Genomic DNA, 23,036 nt, shown 5'->3' on the forward strand with positions numbered 1-23,036 from the left:
CATGCGTAAGCTCTCCGCTCTGCTCGCCCTGGTGTTCGCGGCGGTGCTCGGTGCCGCGGCGCCGGCCGCCGCCGCGACCGCCGCGAAGGTGGCCTCCGGCGCCGGCGCCCCCGGCTCCAGCGCCTCGACCAAGACCCTCGTCCTCTACGACAGCACCGGCGCGTACGGGTGGCTCGGCGAGGACTACGCGATGATGGCCACCAACCTGGTCTCGCACTTCGGGGCGTGGACCGCGCACCCGGTGGGCACCTACACCGCCGGCGAGCTGAGCCGGTACAGCGCCGTGGTCTACGTCGGCTCGACCTACGACGAGCCGATCCCGGCCGCGTTCCTCGACGACGTGCTCGGCACCGCGAAGCCGGTCGTGTGGCTGTACGACAACATCTGGCAGCTGACCGCGCGCTCCGCGGACTTCGCCACCAGGTACGGGTACATGTGGAAGGGCTTCGACGTCTCCACCGTCGCCGAGGTCGACTACAAGGGCACCGCGCTGACCCGCGACACCCGCAACAACGCCGGCATCATGGACTACGCCGTCTACGACAGCGCCAAGGCGGTCAGCGTCGCCGACGCCGTGCGCGCCGACGGCACGAAGTTCCCGTGGGGCATCCGGTCCGGCAACCTGACGTACATCGGCGAGATCCCGTTCTCATACATCACGTCCAGCGACCGGTACCTCGCCTTCTCCGACCTGCTCTACGACGCCCTCGCCCCGCAGGCGGCGGCGCGGCACCGGGCCCTGGTGCGCATCGAGGACGTCGGCCCGGACGCGGACCCGGCGCAGCTGCGCGCGGTCGCCGACTACCTCGGCGGCAGGAAGGTCCCGTTCACCGTCGCCGTCTACAGCCGCTACCGCGACCCGAAGGGCGTGAACAACAATGGCAAGGCCGAGGACTACACGCTGCGGCAGCGGCCACTGGTGGTCAGCGCCCTGAAGTACATGCAGAGCAAGGGCGGCACGCTGCTCATGCACGGCTACACCCACCAGCTCGACTCGCTGAACAACCCGTACGACGGCGTCTCGGCCAACGACTTCGAGTTCTTCCTCGCCCACGTCGACGCCGCCGACGCGGTCATCTACGACGGCCCGGTGAAGAACGACTCGGCCCTGAACGTGACCGCCCGCGTCACCGCGTCGCGCGCCGACTGGATGCTGGCCGGCCTGTCGCAGCCGACGATCTTCGAGCCCCCGCACTACGCGGCGAGCGCGCTGGACTACAAGACCTTCAACACGCTCTTCGGCGTCCGCTACGACCGGGGCCTGTACTTCCCGGGCGTGCTGTCGGGCACCACGGTGGACAACTCGGTGGCGCACATGGTCGGCCAGTTCTTCCCGTACACGGTGCGCGACGTCTACGGCTCGACGGTCGTCCCGGAGAACATCGGCAACATCGAGCCCGAGCCGTTCAACCAGCACCCGGCGGTGCTGCCGGCCGACCTGGTCGCCAACGCGAAGGCCAACCTGGCCGTGCGCGACGGGGTGGCGAGCTTCTTCTACCACCCGTACCTCGGCACCTCGTACCTGAAGCAGACCGTCGAGGGCATCCAGGGCCTGGGCTACAGCTTCGTCTCGGCCGCCGCGATGAGCTCCTGACCCGTACCGGCGCGATGTGACCCATCCCGCCGCGACGGCCGGACCCGTTCCCCCGGGCCCGGCCGTCGCCGTGTCCGGGCTACTGGCCGGTCAGCAGCAGGTGCGGCATGAGCCGCTCGACCGCGTCGAGGTCGTAGACGCGGCGGATCTCGGTGACCAGCCCGGCGTCGCTCACCGTCAGGAACTCGGCGAGGCGGAAGGTCTCGCCGCCGAGGGCGCAGTCGTAGACGAGGGCGGCGCGGCGGTCGAGCACCGTCTGCGAGAAGACCGAGATCGAGTCGAGCGCCGCGGCGTAGGCGGTCAGCAGCTCGATGAAGTCGCCGTCCGGGTCGAGGTTGGACTCGATCGCCGGTGCGGCGGCCAGCAAGCGGAACAGCTCGGCCGTGCGGCCCGTGGTCCAGGCCGCGACCCACCGGCCGGCGACGTCCTCCACCGCGTTTTCCATCGCGCTCATCCTCGCATGCCCGCCGCGCCGGGCCGCACGCGCCATGGCGCCGCCCCCGGGGTTCCAGGAAAGGGCTTTCCTAGGTACCATCCGGGGCATGTTGCGCATCGACGAGGGACTGGCCGGCAAGGACCTGCTCGCCGGCGTGGAGCGGATGTTCGAGCTCTCCGCGGGAAAGATCCTGGCGATCGGCGCGGGCGAGGCCGGCTCCGGGGCGCCCGTGTTCACCGTGGACGGGCGCTACACCGCCCGCGGGTGGACCGAGTGGACCCAGGGTTTCCAGGTGGGCTCGGCGCTGCTGCAGTTCGACGCCACCGGGGACACCGGCTTCCTCGAGCTGGGGCGGGAGTGGACGCGGCGGCTCATGGCGCCGCACGTGAGCCACGTCGGGGTGCACGACCACGGGTTCAACAACGTCAGCACCTACGGTGCGCTGCTGCGCCTGCACGCCGAGGGGCGCATCGACGGGCGCGACCAGGGCGCGGCGGAGCTGGCGCTCAAGGTGTCCGGGGCCGTCCAGGCCGCGCGGTGGCAGAAGACCGAGGACGGCAGCGGGTACATCTACTCGTTCAACGGCCCGCAGTCGCTGTTCGTCGACACCATCCGGTCGTGCCGCTCGCTCGCCGTGGCCCACCGGCTGGGGCATGTGCTCATGGGCGAGCACGACGAGCGGATCGACCTGCTCGACCGGCTGCGCCAGCACGCGTACAACACCGCGCGGTACAACGTCTACTACGGCGCCGGCCGCGACGCCTACGACGTGCGCGGGCGCACGGCGCACGAGGCGCTGTTCAACGTCAACGACGGGCGGTTCCGGGCGCCCTCCACCCAGCAGGGCTACTCGCCGTTCTCCACCTGGACGCGGGGCCTGGCCTGGGCGATGCTCGGCTTCGCCGAGCTGCTCGAGTTCTCCGGCGACGACACGTTCGCCGAGGCGGCCCGGGCCACGTGCGACTTCTACATCGACTCCACGCCCGCCGACGGCGTGCCCTACTGGGACACCGGCGCGCCCGGCATCCACCGGCTCGACCCGTCCGCCGCCGCGGATCCGTTCAACGACTTCGAGCCCGTCGACTCCAGCGCCGCCGCCATCGCCGCGCAGGGCCTGCTGCGGCTGGGCCGGCACCTGCAGGACCCGCGGTACACCCAGGCCGGGCTCACCGTGGCCCGGACCCTGCTGTCCGAGCCCTACCTCTCGGCGGACCCGGACCACCAGGGGCTGCTGCTGCACTCGGTGTACCACCGGCCGAACGGGTGGGACCAGGTCCACGCCGGGCAGCGGGTGCCGAACGGGGAGTCCAGCATGTGGGGCGACTACCACCTGCGCGAGCTCGGGCTCTACCTGCTGCGCCTGGACAGCGGGCCGTACTACACGTTCTTCGGCGGTGTGGCGTGAGCGGTACGCAGCGAAGCGGAGTGGCCGCTCACCATAAGTGCAGGATTCTCTCGCGCCGGCGCCGCAGCGAAGCGGAGGTGACGGCGTGAGCGGTACGCAGCGAAGCGGAGTGGCCGCTCACCATAAGTGCAGGATTCTCTCGCGCCGGCGCCGCAGCGAAGCGGAGGTGACGGCGTGAGCGGTACGCAGCGAAGCGGAGTGGCCGCTCACCATAAGTGCAGGATTCTCTCGCGCCGGCGCCGCAGCGATGCGGAGGTGACGGCGTGAGCGCCGCGCTTGTCACCGGGGCCTCCCGCGGCATCGGGCGCGGCATCGCCGTCGCGCTGGCCGAGGCCGGGCTCGACGTCATCGTGAACTACGCGAGCAACGCCGGCGCCGCCGCCGAGGCGGCCGCCGAGGTCGAGCGGGCGGGGGCCAGGGCCGCCGTCGTGCAGGGCGACGTCGGCGACGCGCGGGACCGGGCCCGGCTGGTGGACGAGGCGTACGCGGCGTTCGGGGACATCGCGCTGCTGGTCAACAACGCCGGCGTCGCGCCGTCCGTGCGGGCCGACATCCTGGAGGCCTCCGAGGAGTCGTTCGACCGGCTCGTCGGGATCAACCTCAAGGGGCCGTACTTCCTCACGCAGCTCGTGGCCAACCGGATGATCGCGGCCGGCACGCCGGGGAAGATCGTCACCGTCTCGTCGATGAGCGCCTACACCGCCAGCGTGAACCGCGGCGACTACTGCATCACCAAGGCCGGGCTGTCGATGCTGACGAAGCTGTACGCGGCGCGGCTGGCCGAGCACGGCATCAACGTCTACGAGGTGCGGCCCGGCATCATCGCCACCGACATGACCGGTGGCGTGCAGGAGAAGTACGACCGTCTCATTTATGACGAGGGCGTGACGCCGATCCGCCGGTGGGGCACCCCGCAGGACGTCGGGCGGGCCGTCGCCGCGATCGCCCGGGACCTGTTCCCCTTCTCGACCGGCCAGGTCATCGACGTGGACGGGGGCTTCCATCTGCGCACGCTGTGATCGTCACGTTCGGTTGTCATAACGGCCGGTGTCATATTTCACGTGTCGCGAGGGAATCCGCCGGGTACACCTCGTAGGGTGCGTCTGCGTCGAGGTGCGGCCCTGAAGGCCCTTGCGTCCCTGCTGTTGTGTGGATTGTTCGCCGGGGTGGTGGTGGCCGCCGCCGTGTTCCCGGGGCTGGCGGCCACCGGGCTGGCGGCCAAGGGCGGCGCCGACACGTTCGACGACATGTCGGACAACCTCGACGTGCTGCCCTCGCCGCAGATCTCCTACATCTACGCCAGCGACGGCACCACGCTGCTCGCGATGATGTACGACGAGAACCGGCGCGACGTGCCGCTGGCCGACGTGGCCACCCCCATGCAGCAGGCGATCGTGGCCGCCGAGGACACCCGGTTCTACGAGCACAAGGGCGTCGACCTCAAGGGCGTCGCGCGGGCGTTCGTCAACAACGAGAACGGCGGGGACCAGCAGGGCGCGTCGACGCTGACGATGCAGTACGTGCGCGAGGCGACCGCCTACTCCGCGCAGACGCCGCAGGAGGTCGTCGACGCGACCGCGAAGACGCCGGGGCGCAAGCTGCGCGAGATGAAGCTGGCCATGGCGCTGGAGAAGAAGCTCACCAAGCAGCAGATCCTCGAGAAGTACCTGAACATCTCGCCCTTCGGCCACGGCGCCTACGGCATCTACGCGGCCGCGCACGTCTACTTCGGCAAGGACCCCAAGGACCTCGACCTCGCCGAGTCGGCGCTCATCGCCGGGCTGGTCAAGGCGCCGTCGACGAACGACCCGGCGACCGCGGACGGGCTGCCCAAGGCGATCGCCCGGCAGGGGTACGTGCTCGACCAGATGGTCACGCTCGGCAACATCACCGCGCAGCAGCGCGACGCGGCCAAGGCGGAGAAGCTCACCATCGTCGGGCAGCGCACGCCCGAGGGGTGCGAGTCGGTGCAGCGCCCGGACCTCGGCGCCGGGTTCCTCTGCGACTACCTGCGGCGCTGGTGGCTCGACCAGCCGGCGTTCGGCGCCGACACGAACGAGCGGGAGAGCCGGCTGCGCACCGGCGGATACACCATCATCAGCTCGCTCAACGTCCAGACGCAGGCGGCGGCGTTCAAGTACGCCAAGGACCAGCCCGGGGTCGGCGGCGGCGAGAAGATCGGGATGGGCAGCCCCGAGGCGGTCATGGTCGCCGCGGTCGAGCCGGGCACCGGGCGCGTGCAGGCCCTGGCCACCAACCGCAACTTCAGCAACGACCAGACCAACAACAAGCCGTCCACGAACCCGGGCAAGAAGGGGCAGAAGGGCAACTACCCCAACACGACGGTGCCGTTCATCACCGGCGGGCCGGACGTGCCCGGCTACCAGGCCGGCTCCTCGTTCAAGATCTTCACGGCGGTGGCGGCGCTGGAGTCGGGGATCCCGCTGAACCACACCGAGGACGTGCAGGCGCAGTACGTCTCCAACTACCCGATCGTCCCGAGCAGCCCGGCCGCGTGCAACGGGGCGCACTACTGCCCGAAGAACTCCGCCGGCGACCCGACCGGCACGTTCAACATGTGGCAGGGCTTCGGGATGTCGCTCAACACCTATTTCGTACCGCTGGAGGAGCGCGTCGGCGCCGACCACGTGGTCGACGTGGCGAAGCGGCTGGGCATCCAGTTCCGCTCCCCCAACGACGCCAACTTCGCCAAGGACGCCAAGGAGTGGGGCGCGTTCACGCTCGGCGTGTCCGACACGACGCCGCTGGACCTCGCCAACGCCTACGCGACGCTGGCCGCCGACGGGATGTACTGCACACCGACCCCGGTCAACGAGATCAAGGACCTCAAGGGCAACAAGGTCACCGCCGGCGACCCGAAGTGCCACTCGGTCGTCGCCCCCGACGTGGCTCGCGCCGCCGTCGACATGGCCCGGTGCCCGGTCGGCGACCAGTCAGCGTTCCAGTCCTGCCCCGGCAGCGGCACGGCGACCGGCGTGCGCGGCGACGTCGGGCGCCCGGTCGCCGGCAAGACCGGCACCACCGACAGCGGCAAGAGCGCCACGTTCGTCGCCATGACCAAGCAGCTGGCGATCGCCGGGATCCTCACCGACCCGGACAACCCGCAGACGAACAAGACGATGTCGCACCCGGTGATCAACAACGCGGTCGCCTACACGCTCAAGGCGGCGCTGTCCGGGCTGCCGGTCGTGGAGTTCACACCCCCGAGCCGGAAGATCGCGTTCGGCTCGAACTGACCGCGGCGTCGGCGGCGGCGCGCGAGCGCAGCAGCTCGTGCACCGCCGCGATGTCGCGGGGCGCGGTGCGCGACGCCAGCCAGTACATGACCCCGGTCGGCACGAAGAACACCTGGAACGCGGCCAGGCCGATCGCCAGGTTGGCCGGCGGCGGGAAGCTGCGGGCCAGGGCCGCGAACACCGCGCCGACCAGGCCGTTGCCGGCCGCGCGGCCCACGCCGTTGACGAGGTTGCCCATCGAGTACACCGTGCCGCGGTGCTCCGGCGGGTTGGCATCGGCGATGAGCGCGAACCAGTTCGGCGAGTTCGCCGAGGTCAGCGCGAGGGCGACGAGCGCCAGCAGGAACGCCCCGGCCAGGCCCGGCGAGGTGAACAGCGAGCTGAGGACCAGCGCGACGGCGGGCCGGCCCGACGGCGGCGGGAGCGTCAGCGGGGCGAAGAACAGCGCGACGTACAGCGGGATCCCGGCCAGGATGCCGATCGCCGCGACCTTCGCCCGGCCGCCCGCGTCGCGGCGCTGCCAGCGGTCGCCGAGCAGCCCGCCGAGGATCGACAGCACCCCGCCGAGCTGGAACAGGGTGGCCAGGATGCCGCCGATCTGGATGGCCGCCTGCTCGTCGTAGCCCTGGGCCTGCGCCTTGGCCTGGAACAGCCGGGGCAGCCACACCAGCGAGCCGAACGCGGCCTGCGCGGTGAGGCCCTGCAGGATCAGCCACACGTTGGTGCGGCGGGCCAGGATGCGGGGCAGGTCGTCGCGGGAGATCCGGTGCTCGTACTCCTCGCCGGCGGCGAACACCGCGGCGAGGTCCGGCTCGCTCTGGCCGCGGCGGATGTCTGCGGTGGTGAAGTACGCGATGCTGGCCGCCACCCCGAGCCCGGCCAGCACGTAGAACGGCGTCCTCCAGTCCCGGCCGCCGAGCTGGCTGGCCACGAGGACCCCGGCGAGGGTGCCGACGCCCTGCGACAGCCCCCACAGGCTCATCACCAGGCCGCGGCGGCGGGGCGTGATGAGGTCGCTGACCACGGAGAACCCGACCGAGCCGACGGCGCCGAGGCCGATGGCGGCGAACAGCTGGGCGGCGAAGAACCCCCAGTAGCCGCCCGACAGCACCGTGCCGCCCGTGCCGGCCGCCCAGATCAGGGTGCCGACCATGAGCACCGGCTTGCGGTCGGTCCGGTCCCCCACGTAGGCCCACGCGACGGCGGCGACGGCGGTCACCAGGTAGCTGACGGCGGTGACGACGCCGAGCGCGCCCTCCCCGACACCGAGCGCCCGGCTGATCGGCGAGTACAGCGGCGGCACGAGGCCGATCGCGACGTTGTCGAGCGAGGCCAGGATGATGAACACGACCACGCTGTACACCCGATGCACGCTCAACCCACCACTCCCCCGAATTCGGGCCCGGGCCCCTGTTGCGACGGCCACCAGCAGCAGCGATGCTAGCCCCGACCGTCCGCACCCACACGGGTGGCGGCCCGGCCAGCTCGGCCCTGAACCCCCGGCGGCATCGGCATGGTGCCCGGCGCCACCGGGGGTTCAGGGCCGCGGGCTGACGGCCCGGCGCTCAGCCGGTCTCGCCGGCCACCGAGAGGGTGCGCAGGCGCTGGATGGCGTACGCCGTCGAGGCCACCGTGAACACGCCGGCCATGACGCAGCTCAGCGGTACCGCCACATTGCCGTGCAGCAGGTCGGACGGCGCCAGGGCGTCGACGATCGCCTGGACGTACTGCTGGATCGACAGCTTCTGCGTGCCGGCCAGGATGTTGCCCAGCACGCCCTCCCACAGCACCACGTAGGCGAGGCCCACCAGCACCGGCCGCCGGGTCACGACGCTGAGCAGCACGAACAGCGAGCAGTAGGCCAGCGAGCCGACGACCCCGCCGACGACGAGGGCGAAGGCGACCGCCGGGTCGCCGGCGATGAGCCCGACGATGAACAGCGGCACCCCGGCGAACAGCGCGGTGACGCCGGTCGCCACGCCCAGCTTCGTGAAGATGATCTCCGAGCGGGGCAGCGGCTTGGACAGGATGTGGGTGATCGTGCCGTCGTCGATCTCCGAGCCGAGCACGCCGGTGCCGACGATGAGCGCGATGACCGGCAGGACCGCGGTGAAGCCGAGGCCGCCGATGATGCCCTCGCCCCAGTCGGCGGGCTCCGCGCCGGTCGCCCGGGCGATCAGCGCCAGGCCGATGAGCAGCAGCGGCAGCGGTACGAGCAGCCAGATCCGGCGGCGGCCGAGCAGGCCCCGGGCCGTGATCATCGCGACTGTGGCGTTCATCAGGCACCCACCAGGTAGGAGAAGACGCTTTCCAGGGACTCGTCGGCCGGCAGCAGGCGGCGCACCCGCACGCCCTCCTTGAGCGCGATGCGCGGCAGGACCCGGGTGAACGTGCCGTAGTCGGAGGCACGCACCTGCAGGCCGGTCGCGTCGATGTCGACGCCGGCGACCGACTCCTGGGCCATGAGGGCGACCGCGAGGCGCCGGTCGTCGCTGGAGCGGATCGTGAACACGTGCGGGCGGTTCGTCATGAGCCGCCGGATGGTGCGGAACTCGCCGGAGGCGGCCAGCCGGCCGGAGACCATCACCTGCACGGTGCCGGAGACCTGCTCGACCTCCTCGAGGATGTGCGAGGAGAACAGCACGGTGCGCCCGTCGTCGCCCATCTTGTGCAGCAGGTCCATCATGTGGAAGCGCTGGCGCGGGTCCATGCCGTTGAACGGCTCGTCGAGCAGCAGGACGCTGGGCTCGTGCACGAGCGCGGCGGCGACCCGGATGCGCTGGCGCATGCCCTTGCTGTAGGTCTCGATGCGCCGGTCCTGGGCCGGCTCCATCTCCACCAGGGCGAGCGCCCGGCGGGCCGCCTCCTCGGGGTTGGCCAGCCGGAACAGCTTGGCGCTGGCCAGCACGAACTCCTTGCCGGTCAGGAAGCCGTGCACGCTCTCGCGCTCGCTGACGAGGCCGAGGCTGCGGTACACGTCGGGGTTGCGCCACGTCGGCGCCCCGTCGACGGTGAGCGTGCCCCGCGACGGGGCGAGGAACCCGGACATCATGTGCAGCAGGGTGGTCTTGCCGGCCCCGTTCGGGCCGAGCAGGCCGGTGACGCCCGGCCCGAGCGTCATGGTGACGTCGTTGACGGCCACCACGTTGCCGTACCACCGCGAAACGTGCTGCAGGTCGACGGTGCTCATCTCAGGCGGCCACCTTCCGGTAACGCAGCAGCAGAAGCGCGACGGAGCCGCCGAGCATGACCAGGGCCGCGGCGCCGTAGACCGGCCCGTAGTCGCCGATCGGCAGCCCGTCCTTCACGCCGAAGATCCACTGCTCGACGCCGAGCAGGAGGAACATCGGGTTGACCAGGAACGCCAGGCTCTTCACGGCGTCGTTGCCCAGCACGGTGAGGATGCCGGCGATCGGAGAGGTCACCAGGAACACGCCGACGATGAAGGCGGCGGCGAAGGCCCGGCGGCCGGTCAGCGAGGCGACCAGCAGCGAGATGGACGCGAGCACCAGGGCCCGCAGGAGCGCGGCGGTCAGGCCGGGGCCGAGGTCCCCGAGCTCCTTCCAGGCGCCGCTGAAGCCGTCGGTGCGGGTGAAGATCGCGCCGAGGTAGATCAGCAGCTGCGGCACGGCCAGCAGCGCCAGCACCGCGGTCACCAGCGCCGCGTACTTGGCCAGCGCGTAGTCGGTGCGGGCCAGCGGGCGGGAGAAGTACAGCGGCAGCGTGCGGTCGCGCAGGTCGCGGGAGACCAGCTCCGGCGCGACGACGGCCAGGAACAGCATCACGGGGTAGCTCAGGCCGTCGGCGTACTGCCGGTAGGTCAGGAACGTCTCGCCGGTGATCGAGCGCACGGCGATGGCGACGACCGCCACCAGCAGCACGATGCCGATGATGAGCCAGGGGAAGATCTTGGCCTTGGCGCCGCGGCCGATGCCGAACGCGGCGCGGACGCTGTGCTCGTAGAGGGAGCGGTTGGCGTACCACCGGCCGAGGCGCGGTCCCGTGTACCGCTGGTAGCCGATGTCGTGGATGACACTAGTCTGCGGCGCCACGGCCGGCCTCCTGAGCGACGCTGAGTGCTGGTGCGGTGACGGTGGGCGGCTGGAAGAGCTCGGCGACCCGGTGGCGGCGCTGGTCGAGCCGGTGCAGCGGCAGGTCGAGCTCGGCCACCGCGACGAGGATGCGGTCGTACACGTCCTCGCCGTCCAGCGGCACGCTGAGCGCGGCGCCGTCGCGGGTGGCCGGGATGCCCAGCTCGGCCAGGCGCGCGGTGAGCTGCTCGACGCCCTCGCTGACCTCGACGGTGAGCACGTCGCGGCTGGTCGTCATGTCCTCGACCGTCGCCGAGCGCAGCAGGTGCCCGCCCTCGATGGCGATGATCGAGTCGCAGATCCGCTCGACCTCGCCGAGCAGGTGCGAGCACACCACGATGGAGATGCCGAACTCGTTGCCGATGCGGTGCACCAGCTCCAGCATCGCGTCGCGCCCGGCCGGGTCGAGGCCGTTGGTCGGCTCGTCCAGCAGCAGCAGGTCGGGGTCGTGCGCGAGGGCCTGGGCCAGCTTGACCCGCTGCTTCATGCCGGTCGAGTAGCCGCCGATCTGGCGGTAGCGCTCCTCGTAGAGCCCGACGTGGCGCAGCGCCTCGGAGGCGCGCTCGCGGGCGGCCGTGGCGGGCAGGCCGCTCATGCGCGCGAGGTGGGTCACGAACTCGGCGGCGGAGACCTCGCTCGGCAGGCAGTCATGCTCCGGCATGTATCCGACCCGCGCGCGCACCTCCTCGGCCCGGCTGGTCGGGTCGAGCCCGAGCACCTGCAGCTCGCCGGACGTCGGCGGCAGCAGGCCCAGCATGATTTTGATGAAGGTGGACTTTCCGGCACCGTTGGCCCCGACCAGCCCGATGATCCCCGGCTGCACGGCCAGGGTCAGATCCGATAGGGCGGTGACGCCACCCCCGTAGCGCTTCGTCAGCGCACGCGTCTCGATGAGTGTCACGTCGCCGAGACTACGGACCGTACACCCCGGAGACTATCCGGAACGCACCTGAAAGCCGTTCCTTAGGGGTTCCACCTGTGATGCTTCTCAGGTTCGGGCTGAGCTCAGCTCGGGGTCGGCCGCGCCGAGTGAAGGAACATGGCCGTCGACGAGGCGCTCGTGCGCATGCGCCGCAGCTCGGAGTGGGCCGGCATCGTCAGCCGGTCCTTCGCCCGCCTCGCCGGCACCCTGCTCGTCCTCGCCGCCGTGAGCGCCGCCGGCCTCGTGCTCGACCGGCAGTCGCCGGCGCTGACCGGCCACCGGCTGCCGTCCGACCTCGTCAGCGTCGCCCCGGCCTCGAGCTCGTCGTGGCGATGATGACCGGCCTGCTGCACGAGCACGCCCGCCGGTCGCTGCGCCCCGGCAACCTGGACGACCTGCTGCGCGCCCGTCAGCCGGCGGCGGCCGCCCCGGCCTGAAGGCCGAAGAGCCGGTCGAACGTCTCCCGGTCGAGGAAGGCGAGCCGGGCCCGCTTGCCCGGCAGGTCGATCTCGTCGTCGAGGACGAAGCCGGACTGGAGCAGGCGGCGCAGCGCCAGGTGGTTGCGCACGTCGGGCTCCACGACCAGGCGGCGCGCGGCCGGGTCGGCGAACAGGAACCGGGCCAGGGCGGCGCCGACGGCGCCGGTGAGGTTCGCCGGGGGGCGCGGCCCGGGCGCCATGAGCAGGTGCATGCCGACGTCGCCTGGGCGCACCTCGTAGCGCTCGCCGACCGGGTCGGCCTCCGGCTGGTACGACTGGAACAGCCCGATCGGGCGGCCGTCGAGCCGGATCAGGAACGCGTGATGGGTCGCCAGCCCGTCGACGAACTCGTAGATCTCGCGCACGTCGCCGACGCAGTGCCCGAGCATGCCCCAGAACGCCGCCCGGCGCTCGGTGACCCAGCCGTGCACCAGCTCGGCGTCGGCCGCCGGGTCGAGGACCGACAGGGTGAGCGGGCCCAGGCCGGGCAGCCGCTCGGTGTACACGGTCATGGTGGACCTTTCCGCGAAGACGGGAATGAGCTCGCCGGCCGCCCACAACGGCAGCTGGTCGGCGAAGTGCGGGTCGGCCGGGTCGCCGGCCGCGCCGAACGGCACGATCCAGCGGCTGGCCGCCGGGTCGGTGAGGTCCCAGACGAAGCGGGCGGCCGGCCCGCGGGAGCAGGCGTCGCTCACGCCGGGAACGCCGGCGGTGGCGAGGACGGCGTCGTTGTCGCCGCCGAGCGGCACCCGCATCCGGGCGAGCACCGCCGGGTCGGGCACCGCCTGGACCGGGTGCAGCCGGTGCCGCTCGCCCCACGGCCCGGGGTCGGGGCCGGCGGCGACGGCGGCGAGCGCCGCGGCGGCCGGCGCGTCGGCGGCGCCGCCGAGCCCGGCGACGACGCCGTCGAGCGCGAGGCCGATCCGGGCGAGCGGGTCGGTCCACGGCGCGAACAGCGGGTCGTAGCCGTGCGGCGCGCGCAGGGGCGCGAGCGGCGGGGCCTCGGCGAGACGCCGGGCGAGCTCGGCCCGCCAGGCGGCGAACGCCCCGGCGGCGGCGCTGCCGGCGGCCATCCGCCCGTCCCAGGCCAGGAGCCGCTCGCGCAGCGCCGCCGCGGCCGGCCCGAGGCCGCTCAGGCGCTCCAGCAGGGCTCGCAGGACGGGCCGGGGTGCATGGGTGTCGACGTGGATCGCCGCCGGTGGCGTCCCGGCGGCGAGGAGGGCGGCGATGCGCCGGGCCCGGTGCGGGGGCGCGAAGCCTCCGCCGAGGGCGGCGACGTCCGGCCGGCGGTCGTTGGCGTTGACGACCGTGCCGGCCGCCGCGGTGCGGGGCATCGGCAGGTATCCGCGCCAGGCGTAGCGCGGGTCCCAGCCCGGCACCGGCCGCCGCCGGTTGCGCTCGTCGCGCCGCGGCACCAGGCCGGCGGTGAGGCTGACCACCGCGCCGGCGGCGTCGGCGACGAGGTAGCTGTTCACCGGCTCGACCCAGACGGCGAGGGCGTCGGCGACGTCGGCGGCGCTGCGGGCCCGCAGCATCGGCAGCAGCGCGTCGAAGCCCAGCGCGCCCTCGGCCCGGGCCGGCACCCGCAGCGCGAGGCCGCGGTCCGGGTCGATGACCGGCCCGCGCGGCGTCTCGACGACCTCGACCTCGACCGGGTCGCCGCCGCGGACCGCGATCCGCTCGACGTGGCGGGCCGCGGGGACCCAGCCGTCGCCGTCGCGGACCTCGACGCCGCCGCCGGTGCGGCGCAGCTGCTCGACGAAGAGATCCTGGTAGTCGGCCATGGCGTTGGTGACCGCCCACGCGACACGGCCGGCGTGGCCGAAGTGCGGCAGCCCGGGCACACCGGGAAACGCGAGCCCGGCCACGTCGAACTCCGGGCAGGTGAGCCGGACCTGCTGGTAGATGCCGGGCAGCTCGAGCAGGCGGTGCGGGTCACCGGCGATCAGGCCCGGCACGGCCCACGCGTTGCTGCCCGAGGCCGCCTCGGGCCGGAACAGCGGGGCCAGGTCGCCCGCGTGGGCGTTCCAGAGCTTGTCGGGGAAGGTGCCGAAGAGGATGTGCTGGACGAGGAAGACGCTGAGCGGGGTCCAGGGCCGCCACGCCTCCGCGGTGCCCGGGTGGGCGTTGACACCGTCCACATAGGACTCCACCCAGCGGCGGGTCTCCGGGCGCAGCCGCTCGAAGCAGCGCCGCGCGGTGTCGTCGAGGCGGGCCCGGCGGGCGAACCGGTCCCAGGGCAGCTCCGCGGCGCCGAGCCGCTCGGCGAGCCGGCCCTCGCCGCGCAGCCGCTCGATCGTGAGCTGCGCGCCGCGGTCGGCCGCGGCGGCGTAGCCCTGCCGGCGCGACAGCTCGTCGGCGGAGCCGGCGCGCAGCTGGGGCACCCCCCATGCGTCGCGCTCGATGGCCGGCCCTGTCACGATGCCTCCACTTAGGTTACCCTCACCTAACTTTTCGACACTGTAGCGGGAGCGCGCGTGAAACGAAACTGGGAGGCCCTGGTGCTCAGGGCGTTCGGGGGCCGGGACTTCCGGCTGACCGTCCTCGACGCACGGTCCGTGGGTGAGCACTGCCGGCGGCTGCTCGTCGCCGACGGCGGACTGCTCGCGGCGTGCGGGGTGCACCCCACGATGTGGGTGCGCCTGTGGTTCGAGGACGGCGGCAAGGGCCACCAGCGGGCGTACACGCTCGTCGACCCCGACCCGGCGGCCGGCCGCTTCGGCCTCGAGTTCGCCCTGCACGACGGGCGCGCCGCCGACTGGGCGCGGGCCGCGGCGCCGGGCGACACCATCGACGCGACGGTGCAGGGCAGCGCGTTCGCGTGGCCCGAACCGGCGCCCGGGCACGTCTACGTCATCGGCGACGCCGCCTCGCTGCCCGCGGTCAACAGCCTGCTGGACAGCCTGGCCGCGGCGGTGCCGGCGACGGTGTGGCTGGAGTACGCCCACGACGGCGAGCGGGACCTGCCGGTGCGCCGCCGCGCGCACGACGCCGTGACCTGGGTGCCCCGGGGCGACGGGGGCGCCCTGGCCGAGACCGTCCGTGCCGGGCTGGGCACCGGCCCCGACGCCTACTACTGGATCGCCGCCGAGGCCGCCGCCACGCGCGGCCTCGCCCGGCACGTGCGCCGCGAGCTCGGCGTGGACCGGCACCGTCTCTGCGCCCTCGGCTACTGGAGCGCCTGATGCACCGTTACCTCACCCTGCTGCTGCTGTACGTGACGCAGTACGTCGGGGTCGGCTTCATCACCGTCGGCCTCGTCGCGATCCTGCGCGACGGCGGCACCCCGCTGCAGACCCTAGGCGCGCTCACCCTCATCGGGCTGATCTGGCCGCTCAAGGTGTTCTGGGCGCCGCTGGTCGACCGCTTCGGCTCGGCCCGCCGCGGCCACTACCGCTCGTGGCTGCTGGTCCTGCAGCCCGGCCTGGTCATCGCGCTGCTGGCCCTGCTGCCGTTCGACCGCCCCGGCGAGCGGCTCGGCGCGGTGGTGGCGATCTGCGCCGTTTACGTGCTGCTGTCGGCCACGCAGGACATCGCCGTCGACGCGATCGCGGTGCGGCTGCTCGCCGCGGACGAGCGCGGCCTGGGCAACGGCGTGCAGCTGGCCGGCGTCTCGCTCGGCACGGTCCTGGGCGGCGGCGTGTGTCTCGTCGTGCACGACCGCTACGGCTGGGCCGCGGCGGTGCTGCTGATGGCCGCGCTGACCGCGCTCGGGCTGTTCACCGCCGGGCGGTTCCGCGAGCCGGCCCGCGCCGGCCGGGTGAGCTCGGCGACGGCCTACCGGGCGCTGCTGTCGGTGTTCCGCCAGCCCGGCTGCCGGCGCTGGACGTTCGCCGTGGTGACGCTGCTGTACGCCGGATCCGGCGCCGCCTGGGCCCTGGTCACCCCGGCCCTGATCGACGCGGGCTGGTCCGAGGCCCGGGTCGGCATCGTCACCGGCGTCATCGTGAGCATCCCCGCGGTGGCGGCCGGGCTGGTCGCCGGGGGCCTCGTGAGCCGCCTCGGCCGGCCCCGGGTGCTCGCCGGCGCGGGCGCGCTGCTGGCACTGTCCACAGTGGGCCTGCTGCCGCTGCTCGGCGGGTCCGCGCCGGCGGGCGGCACGGTCGCGGCGCTCGGCGCGTTCATGGGCGCATACACGGCCGTCAACGTTGCGATCTACACCGTGAACATGGACTACGCGCGGGCGCAGACCGGCGGCACGGACTTCACGATGCTGTCCGCCGTCGGCCTCGCGGTGTCGTTCGCCGCCTCCTCGGCCGGGCTCTCCGCGGCCGCCTACCTGGGTTATCCCGCGGTCGCGGTCGCCGCCGTCGCGCTCGTCGGCGCCGGCGTGGTGCTCGGCGTGCGCCACCAGGCCCGCTTCGCGCCGGGCGTCGTACCGGCCGCCGTGGGTCTTGAAAATTAGGATAGCCTTACCTAAGTTAGTCGCATGCCTGACTCTGCGGCCCGCGAGCACCTGCTCACCAATCGATCGGCCGACCGCTACCGCCGGATGCTCGCCCAGGCCGTCGACCGGGTCGCGACCCGCGTCGCCGGCACGGAACGCCCCTGCACCGGGATCGCGCCGGAGCACCTCGAGCTCGAGATCGCCGCGGTGGACCTCGACCGGCCGCTGGCCGACGTGGGTGGCGCGCTCGACGAGCTCGAGGACGTCTACCTGCGCGACGCGGTGTACTTCCACCACCCGCGGTACCTGGCCCACCTCAACTGCCCGGTGGTCATCCCGGCGCTGCTCGGCGAGGCGGTGCTGTCGGCGGTGAACTCGTCCCTGGACACCTGGGACCAGAGCGCCGGCGGCACCCTCATCGAGCGCAGCCTCATCGCCTGGACGGCGCGGCGGGCCGGCCTCGGCCCGGCCGCCGACGGCGTCTTCACCAGCGGCGGCAGCCAGTCCAACCTGCAGGGCCTGCTGCTGGCCCGGGAGGAGGCGCTCGCCGCCGCCGGGGCCCGCGCCGACGCGCTGCCCCGGCTGCGGGTGTTCACCTCCGCGGCCGGGCACTTCAGCGTGCAGAAGTCGGCCAAGCTGCTCGGCCTGGCCGCCGACGCGGTCGTCATCGTCGACGTCGACGAGCGCCGCCGGATGCGCCCCGACGCCCTCGCCGCCCGGCTGCGCGAGTGCCGGGAGCGGGGCCTCGTCGCCATGGCGGTGTGCGCGACGGCCGGCACCACCGACTTCGGCTCCGTCGACCCCCTCGCCGAGATCGCCCTGGAGTGCGCCGAGTCCGGCGTCTGGCTGCACGTCGACGCCGCCTACGGCTGCGGGCTGCTCGTCTCGCCGACCCGCCGGCACCGCCTCGACGGCATCGAGCAGGCCGACTCGGTCACCGTCGACTACCACAAGTCGTTCTTCCAGCCGGTCAGCTCCAGCGCCCTGCTGGTCCGCGACGGCCGGACCCTGCGCCACGCCACCTACCACGCCGACTACCTCAACCCGGCCCGGGCGGCCGAGCGGCGCATCCCCAACCAGGTCGACAAGAGCCTGCAGACCACCCGCCGCTTCGACGCGCTCAAGCTCTGGCTGACGCTGCGCATCATGGGCCCGGACGCCATCGGCGCGCTCTTCGACGAGGTCGTCGACCGCGCCGAGACGGCCGGGGACCTCCTCGCGGCCGACCCGCGCTTCGAGGTCGTCACCCGCTCGCAGCTGTCCACCGTGGTCTTCCGCTACCTCCCGGCCGGGCTGGACGACGACCTCGCCGACGCCGCCAACCTGCACGCCCGCGAGTCCCTCGCCGCGTCCGGGGCCGCCGTCGTGGCCGCCACCAGGGTGGACGGGCGGCACTTCCTGAAGTTCACCCTGCTCAACCCGGAGACCACGAGCGAGGACATCGAGGCCGTGCTGGAGCTCATCGCCGAGCACGCCGGCCGCTTCGTCGACGCGCACACCGCCGTCACGGCCGCCTGAACCGCAGGAGCGCGCATGTCCACCCACGACTTCGTCGCCATCGGGCTCGGCCCCTACAACCTCGGCCTGGCCTGCCTGACCGAGCCGCTCGCGGAGCTCGACGGCGTGTTCCTCGAGGCCCGCAGCCAGGCCGAGTTCGCCTGGCACCCGGGCATGATGCTCGACGCGACCCGCCTGCAGACACCGTTCATGTCCGACCTGGTGACCCTGGCCGACCCGACGTCGCCGTACTCCTTCCTCAACTACCTCAAGGAGACCGGGCGGCTCTACCCGTTCTACATCCGGGAGAGCTTCTACCCGCTGCGCACCGAGTACAGCGACTACACCCGCTGGGCGGCCGCCCGGCTGCGCAACGTCCACTTCGGACGGACCGTCGACCGGGTCACGTACGCCGCGGGCCGGTACGAGGTGCACGCCGGGGGCGAGACGTACCACGCCCGGCGCATCGTGCTGGGTACCGGGACGCCGCCGCACACCCCGGCCGCCTGCGCCGGGCTGGGCGGCGACCTCGTGCACGCCTCGCGGTACCTGGCCGCCCGGGAGTCGCTGCGGGCCAAGGGCAGCATCACGATCCTCGGCAGCGGGCAGAGCGCCGCCGAGATCTACCGCGACCTGCTCGCGGGCATCGACGCCCACGGCTACCGGCTGGACTGGGTGACCCGCTCGCCGCGGTTCTTCCCGCTCGAGTACACCAAGCTCACCCTCGAGATCACCTCGCCCGACTACGTCGACTACTTCCACGCCCTGCCCGAGCCGGCCCGCTACCGGCTCGAGGCCGCCCAGAAGGCCCTGTTCAAGGGCATCAACGCCGAGCTCGTCAACGAGATCTACGACCTGCTCTACGCCAGGAGCGCCGCCGGGCCGGTCGCCACCCGGCTGCTCACCAACACCGCGCTGCACAGCGCCGCCTGGGACGCGGACACCGGGCGGTACACGCTGGGCCTGCGCCACGAGGAGCAGGGCCGCGACTTCACGCTGCACACCGAGGGGCTGGTCCTGGCCACCGGCTACCGGTACACGGTCCCGGCGTTGCTCGACCCGATCCGCGACCGCATCCGCTGGGACTCGCGGGGCCGCTTCGACGTGGCCCGCAACTACAGCATCGACCATGAGGGGCGCGAGATCTTCCTGCAGAACGCCGGCACCCACACGCACGGCATCACCTCGCCCGACCTCGGCATGGGCGCCTACCGCAACTCGTGGATCATCCGGGAGCTGCTCGGGCGCGAGGTCTACCCGATCGAGAAGTCCATCGCCTTCCAGGAATTCGGGGCGCCGGCGGGGGCGGTCGCGTCATGACGTACCGCCGCGGGGATTTCGCACTTCGCCCCCTCGACGTCGCGCGCGACGCGCCCGTCCTGCTCGGATGGGTCACGCACCCGAAGGCCGTGCACTGGATGATGCAGGACGCCGACCTCGCCGCCGTAACCGCCGAGTATCGCCGCATCGACGAGCACCCGCACCACGACGCGTTCCTCGGCCTGCACCGGGGCGCGCCCGCGTTCCTCGCCGAGCGCTACGACCCGGCGTTCGTCGAGCTGCCCGGCCTGTTCGACGCGGAGCCGGGCGACGTCGGCATGCACTTCCTCACCGCGCCGGCGCGGACGCCGGTGCACGGCTTCACCCGCGCGGTCATCACCACCGTGATGGCGTGGCTGTTCGACGACCCGGCCACGCGGCGGGTCGTGGTCGAGCCGGACGTGCGCAACACCGCCGTGCACGCGCTCAACGCCGCCGTCGGCTTCACCGCCGTCGGCCCGATCGTGAAGCCCGAGAAGACCGCGCTGCTCTCGCTGTGCACGCGCGCCCAGTTCCTCGCCGCCACCGGAGTCTCGTCGTGACCACTGCGGAAACCGCCCACCTCACGCCCGCCAACTGGGCGGCCGCCAACCGGGCGCTGGTGCGCAAGGCCCTGGCCGAGTTCGCCCACGAGCGGCTGCTGGAGCCCTCGCCCGAGGGCGGGTGCTTCGTCGTGCGCAGCGACGACGGCGCCACCGAGTACCGCTTCGCCGCCACCGTGCGCGCGCTCGAGCACTGGGACATCGACGCCGCCAGCATCACGCGCCACCGCGACGGCGGGCCGCTCGAGCTCGACGCCGTCGACCTGGTGACGGAGCTGCGCGCGACGCTGGGGCTCGGCGCCGAGGTGCTGCCGGTGTACCTCGAGGAGCTCACCTCGACCCTGGCCGGCGCCGCGTACAAGCTCGCCACCGGCACCGCGACCGCGCGGGAGCTGGCCGGCGCGGACTTCCAGCGGATCGAGACCGCGATGACCGAGGGGCACCCGGGCTTCGTGGCCAACAACGGCCGCCTCGGCTTCGGCATCGGCGACTACCACCGCTACGCGCCCGAGGCCGCCGCCCCGGTGCGGCTGCGATGGCTCGCCGCGCACCGCGACCACGCGACGTTCACGTGCAGCGCCGACACGGACTACGACCGGCACATCCGGGCCGAGCTCGGCGACGCGACGCTGGACCGCTTCGCGGGCGTCCTGCGCGGGCTCGGCCTCGACCTCGCCGACCACGTGCTCATCCCGGTGCACCCGTGGCAGTGGGAGCACAAGCTCGCGGTCACGTTCGCCGGCGAGCTCGCGCGGCGCCGGCTCGTGGCGCTCGGCGAGGGCCCCGACGAGTACCTGGCGCAGCAGTCGATCCGCACCTTCTTCAACGTCTCCGAGCCGCGCCGGCACTACGTCAAGACGGCGATCTCGGTGCTCAACATGGGCTTCATGCGGGGGTTGTCGGCGGCCTACATGGAGGCCACCCCGGCCATCAACGACTGGCTCGCCGGCCTCATCGCGGGCGACGAGGTGTTCCGCCGCACCGGGCTGTCGATCCTGCGCGAGCGGGCGGCGGCCGGGTTCCGCCACCGGCAGCTGGAGGCGGCCACCGACCGGTACTCGCCGTACCGCAAGATGCTCGCCGCGCTGTGGCGGGAGAGCCCCGTGCCGTCGCTGGCCCCGGGCGAGCGGCTGGCGACGATGGCGTCGCTGCTGCACGTGGACCGCGACGGGCGCTCGCTGTGCGCGGCGCTGATCGAGCGCTCGGGGCTCCCGGCGACGGTGTGGCTGCGGCGGTACCTCGACGCCTACCTCACCCCGCTGCTGCACAGCTTCTACGCCCACGACCTCGCGTTCATGCCGCACGGCGAGAACGTGATCCTCGTGCTGTCCGCCGAGGGCGCCGTCGAGCGCGCGATCTTCAAGGACATCGCCGAGGAGATCGTGGTGATGAGCGCGGACGCGCCGCTGCCGGCAGCGGCGGAGCGGGTGCGCGCCGAGGTGCCCGAGCCCATCCGGCTGCTGTCGATCTTCACCGACGTGTTCGACGGCTTCTTCCGGTACCTCTCCGCCACGCTGGCCGCGGCCGGTGTGCTCGAGGAGGAGGCGTTCTGGCGCACGGTCGCCGGGTGCGCCGCCGACTACCGGGCGAGCGTGCCGGCGCTGGCCGGCCGCTTCGAGCGCTACGACCTGTTCGCGCCCACGTTCGCGCTGTCGTGCCTCAACCGGCTGCAGCTGCGCAACAACCGGCAGATGGTCGACCTGGCCGACCCGTCGGCCGCCCTGCAGCTGGTCGGCACGCTGCCCAACCCGCTCGCCCCCTACGCATGAACCGCTGGTGGGTCCTGGCGGTGCTGTGCCTCGCCGAGTTCGTCGTCGTGCTCGACAACACGCTGCTCAACGTCGCCGTGCCGACGCTGTCGCGGGAGCTGTCGACGGGCACGGCCGGCGTGCAGTGGATCATCAACGCGTACGCGCTGGCCCAGGCCGGCCTGCTGCTGGCCGGCGGCGCCGCCGCGGACCGCTACGGCCGCCGGCGGATGCTGCTGCTGGGCCTGGCCGTCTTCGGCGCCGGCTCCCTCGCCGCCGGCCTGGCCGGGAGCGTCGCCGCACTGGTCGCCGCGCGGGTGGTGATGGGGGCCGGCGGCGCGCTGCTCATCACCGCGACGCTCGCGGTGGCCGTGCAGCTGTTCGACGCCGCCGAGCGGCCGCGGGCGATCGGCGCGTGGGCGGCGGTGAGCGCGCTCGGCTTCGCCGGCGGCCCCGTGGTGGGCGGGCTCGTGCTGGCCCACCTGCCCTGGAACGCCCTCTTCCTCGGCAACGTGCCGGTGGTGCTGGCCGGGCTGGCCGCCGTCGCGGCGCTGGTCCCCGAGTCGCGCAACCCGCGGGCCGGCCGGCCCGACCTCCTCGGCGCGCTGCTGGCCACGGCCGGGACGACCGCCGTGGTCTACGCCGTCATCGCCGCCGCGCCCGCCCTCGCCGCGCCGGGCCTGCTGCTGCTGGCGCTGTTCGTGCTGTGGCAGCGCCGCGCCCGGTGGCCGATGCTGAACCTGGCGCTGTTCCGCTCCCGCCGCTTCACGGGCGCGGTCACCGGCATCGTGCTCATCACGTTCGGCAGCGCGGGCGCCCTGTTCCTGCTCACCCTGCAGCTGCAGGTCGTCGGCGGCCTCACGCCGCTCGCCGCCGGCCTGCGGATGGCGCCGTTCGCGCTCAGCGTGGTGGCCCTGAACGCGACCGGCGCGTCGGCCCGGGCCATCCGCGCCCTCGGCCGGGCCGCCGCGGTGCTGCTCGGCATGGCGCTGCTGGCGGCCGGGCTGTGCGTGGTCGCCCGCTTCGCCGTCGGCGGCTATCCGCCGATGCTGGCCGGGCTGCTGCTCATGGGGGCCGGCTGCGCCCTGGCCAACCCGGCGATCGTCGAGGCCGTCCTCGGCGCCGTGCCGCCCGACGAGGCCGGCGCGGGCGCGGGCATCGAGGGCACCATGACGGAGCTGGGCACCGCCCTCGGCGTGGCCGCCCTCGGCGCGGTGCTGCAGGCTCTGCTCCCGGCGTCCGGGCCGGCCCGCGCCCTCGAGCTGAGCCAGTTCGCCGGCGCCGCGGCGGTCCTGCTGGGCGGCGGGGTCACCGCCGCGCTGCTGCGCGGCCGCGCCTGACCGCCCACCGGGCGCCGC

Annotated in this window: 19 protein-coding genes and 1 pseudogene; 12 read left to right on the plus strand and 8 right to left on the minus strand. The window is 73.3% G+C overall.

Annotation, left to right across the window (positions count from 1 at the left end; translation table 11 throughout):
- Window position 1: 1 nt before the first annotated feature.
- Window positions 2-1,594 (plus strand): DUF2334 domain-containing protein, encoded by a 1,593-nt coding sequence (locus tag ACQEVU_RS39180; protein ID WP_433332813.1) that lies wholly within the window; start codon window positions 2-4, stop codon window positions 1,592-1,594.
- 79 nt (window positions 1,595-1,673) lie between these two features.
- Here the strand turns inward: ACQEVU_RS39180 and ACQEVU_RS39185 are convergent, their stop codons facing one another.
- Entirely contained in the window at window positions 1,674-2,039 is a 366-nt protein-coding gene (locus ACQEVU_RS39185) for a hypothetical protein (protein ID WP_433332815.1), read from the minus strand.
- A 97-nt stretch (window positions 2,040-2,136) separates the two neighbouring features.
- On the opposite strand from ACQEVU_RS39185, the gene ACQEVU_RS39190 reads away from it, so the two are divergent.
- The 3 genes from ACQEVU_RS39190 to ACQEVU_RS39200 all read left to right on the plus strand — a co-directional run bounded on the left by ACQEVU_RS39190 (window position 2,137) and on the right by ACQEVU_RS39200 (window position 6,692).
- Window positions 2,137-3,435 (plus strand): hypothetical protein, encoded by a 1,299-nt coding sequence (locus ACQEVU_RS39190; protein ID WP_433332817.1) that lies wholly within the window; start codon window positions 2,137-2,139, stop codon window positions 3,433-3,435.
- A gap of 263 nt (window positions 3,436-3,698) precedes the next feature.
- Window positions 3,699-4,454 (plus strand): 3-ketoacyl-ACP reductase, encoded by a 756-nt coding sequence (locus ACQEVU_RS39195; RefSeq protein ID WP_433332819.1) that lies wholly within the window; start codon window positions 3,699-3,701, stop codon window positions 4,452-4,454.
- Window positions 4,455-4,532: 78 nt separating this feature from the next.
- A complete protein-coding gene (locus tag ACQEVU_RS39200) occupies window positions 4,533-6,692 on the plus strand; it encodes a transglycosylase domain-containing protein (protein ID WP_433332821.1) in 2,160 nt (719 codons plus the stop codon).
- Here ACQEVU_RS39200 and ACQEVU_RS39205 read toward each other — a convergent pair.
- The 5 genes from ACQEVU_RS39205 to ACQEVU_RS39225 all read right to left on the minus strand — a co-directional run bounded on the left by ACQEVU_RS39205 (window position 6,652) and on the right by ACQEVU_RS39225 (window position 11,684).
- A complete protein-coding gene (locus tag ACQEVU_RS39205) occupies window positions 6,652-8,118 on the minus strand; it encodes an MFS transporter (protein ID WP_433332823.1) in 1,467 nt (488 codons plus the stop codon). The two genes, ACQEVU_RS39200 and ACQEVU_RS39205, sit on opposite strands and share 41 nt — an antisense overlap.
- A 139-nt stretch (window positions 8,119-8,257) precedes the next feature.
- Window positions 8,258-8,971: an ABC transporter permease subunit gene (locus ACQEVU_RS39210; protein ID WP_433332825.1), complete on the minus strand. Its 714-nt coding sequence runs from the start codon at window positions 8,969-8,971 to the stop codon at window positions 8,258-8,260.
- A complete protein-coding gene (locus tag ACQEVU_RS39215) occupies window positions 8,971-9,882 on the minus strand; it encodes an ABC transporter ATP-binding protein (RefSeq protein WP_433332827.1) in 912 nt (303 codons plus the stop codon). Before ACQEVU_RS39215 ends, ACQEVU_RS39210 begins: the two co-directional genes overlap by 1 nt.
- Before the next feature lies 1 nt (window position 9,883).
- Window positions 9,884-10,744, minus strand: a complete 861-nt coding sequence (locus ACQEVU_RS39220) for an ABC transporter permease (protein ID WP_433332829.1) — start codon at window positions 10,742-10,744, stop codon at window positions 9,884-9,886.
- Window positions 10,728-11,684: an ABC transporter ATP-binding protein gene (locus ACQEVU_RS39225; protein WP_433332831.1), complete on the minus strand. Its 957-nt coding sequence runs from the start codon at window positions 11,682-11,684 to the stop codon at window positions 10,728-10,730. The genes ACQEVU_RS39220 and ACQEVU_RS39225 overlap by 17 nt, the downstream gene beginning before the upstream one ends.
- A 138-nt stretch (window positions 11,685-11,822) precedes the next feature.
- Between ACQEVU_RS39225 and ACQEVU_RS39230 the strand changes: the two genes are divergently transcribed.
- Window positions 11,823-12,041 (plus strand): hypothetical protein, encoded by a 219-nt coding sequence (locus ACQEVU_RS39230; RefSeq protein ID WP_433332833.1) that lies wholly within the window; start codon window positions 11,823-11,825, stop codon window positions 12,039-12,041.
- Window positions 12,042-12,114: 73 nt separating this feature from the next.
- Here the strand turns inward: ACQEVU_RS39230 and ACQEVU_RS39235 are convergent, their stop codons facing one another.
- Together ACQEVU_RS39235 and ACQEVU_RS39240 are read right to left on the minus strand one after the other, a co-directional pair.
- Window positions 12,115-12,696, minus strand: coding sequence for a GNAT family N-acetyltransferase (locus ACQEVU_RS39235; protein WP_433335248.1), 582 nt, complete (start codon window positions 12,694-12,696; stop codon window positions 12,115-12,117).
- A gap of 18 nt (window positions 12,697-12,714) precedes the next feature.
- Window positions 12,715-14,604: pseudogene (locus tag ACQEVU_RS39240) on the minus strand (penicillin acylase family protein); the annotation flags it as partial.
- 57 nt (window positions 14,605-14,661) lie between these two features.
- On the opposite strand from ACQEVU_RS39240, the gene ACQEVU_RS39245 reads away from it, so the two are divergent.
- From ACQEVU_RS39245 to ACQEVU_RS39275, 7 genes are read left to right on the plus strand one after another with little or no spacing between them, the layout of a single operon-like run.
- Window positions 14,662-15,369 carry a siderophore-interacting protein gene (locus tag ACQEVU_RS39245; RefSeq protein ID WP_433332835.1) on the plus strand — a complete coding sequence of 236 codons (708 nt, stop codon included), beginning with the start codon at window positions 14,662-14,664 and terminating at the stop codon, window positions 15,367-15,369.
- A complete protein-coding gene (locus tag ACQEVU_RS39250; protein WP_433332837.1) occupies window positions 15,369-16,589 on the plus strand; it encodes an MFS transporter in 1,221 nt (406 codons plus the stop codon). The genes ACQEVU_RS39245 and ACQEVU_RS39250 overlap by 1 nt, the downstream gene beginning before the upstream one ends.
- A 24-nt stretch (window positions 16,590-16,613) precedes the next feature.
- Window positions 16,614-18,089: a pyridoxal phosphate-dependent decarboxylase family protein gene (locus tag ACQEVU_RS39255; RefSeq protein WP_433332839.1), complete on the plus strand. Its 1,476-nt coding sequence runs from the start codon at window positions 16,614-16,616 to the stop codon at window positions 18,087-18,089.
- 15 nt (window positions 18,090-18,104) lie between these two features.
- Window positions 18,105-19,388, plus strand: a complete 1,284-nt coding sequence (locus tag ACQEVU_RS39260) for a lysine N(6)-hydroxylase/L-ornithine N(5)-oxygenase family protein (RefSeq protein WP_433332841.1) — start codon at window positions 18,105-18,107, stop codon at window positions 19,386-19,388.
- Entirely contained in the window at window positions 19,385-19,930 is a 546-nt protein-coding gene (locus ACQEVU_RS39265) for a GNAT family N-acetyltransferase (RefSeq protein WP_433332843.1), read from the plus strand. Before ACQEVU_RS39260 ends, ACQEVU_RS39265 begins: the two co-directional genes overlap by 4 nt.
- The gene (locus tag ACQEVU_RS39270) at window positions 19,927-21,699 is read left to right on the plus strand and encodes an IucA/IucC family protein (RefSeq protein ID WP_433332845.1); all 1,773 of its coding nucleotides are present in this window, start codon (window positions 19,927-19,929) and stop codon (window positions 21,697-21,699) included. Before ACQEVU_RS39265 ends, ACQEVU_RS39270 begins: the two co-directional genes overlap by 4 nt.
- The gene (locus ACQEVU_RS39275; protein ID WP_433332847.1) at window positions 21,696-23,018 is read left to right on the plus strand and encodes an MFS transporter; all 1,323 of its coding nucleotides are present in this window, start codon (window positions 21,696-21,698) and stop codon (window positions 23,016-23,018) included. Before ACQEVU_RS39270 ends, ACQEVU_RS39275 begins: the two co-directional genes overlap by 4 nt.
- Window positions 23,019-23,036 lie beyond the last annotated feature (18 nt).

The organism is Dactylosporangium sp. CA-139066 (genome assembly GCF_050936175.1).
GTDB lineage: Bacteria > Actinomycetota > Actinomycetes > Mycobacteriales > Micromonosporaceae > Dactylosporangium.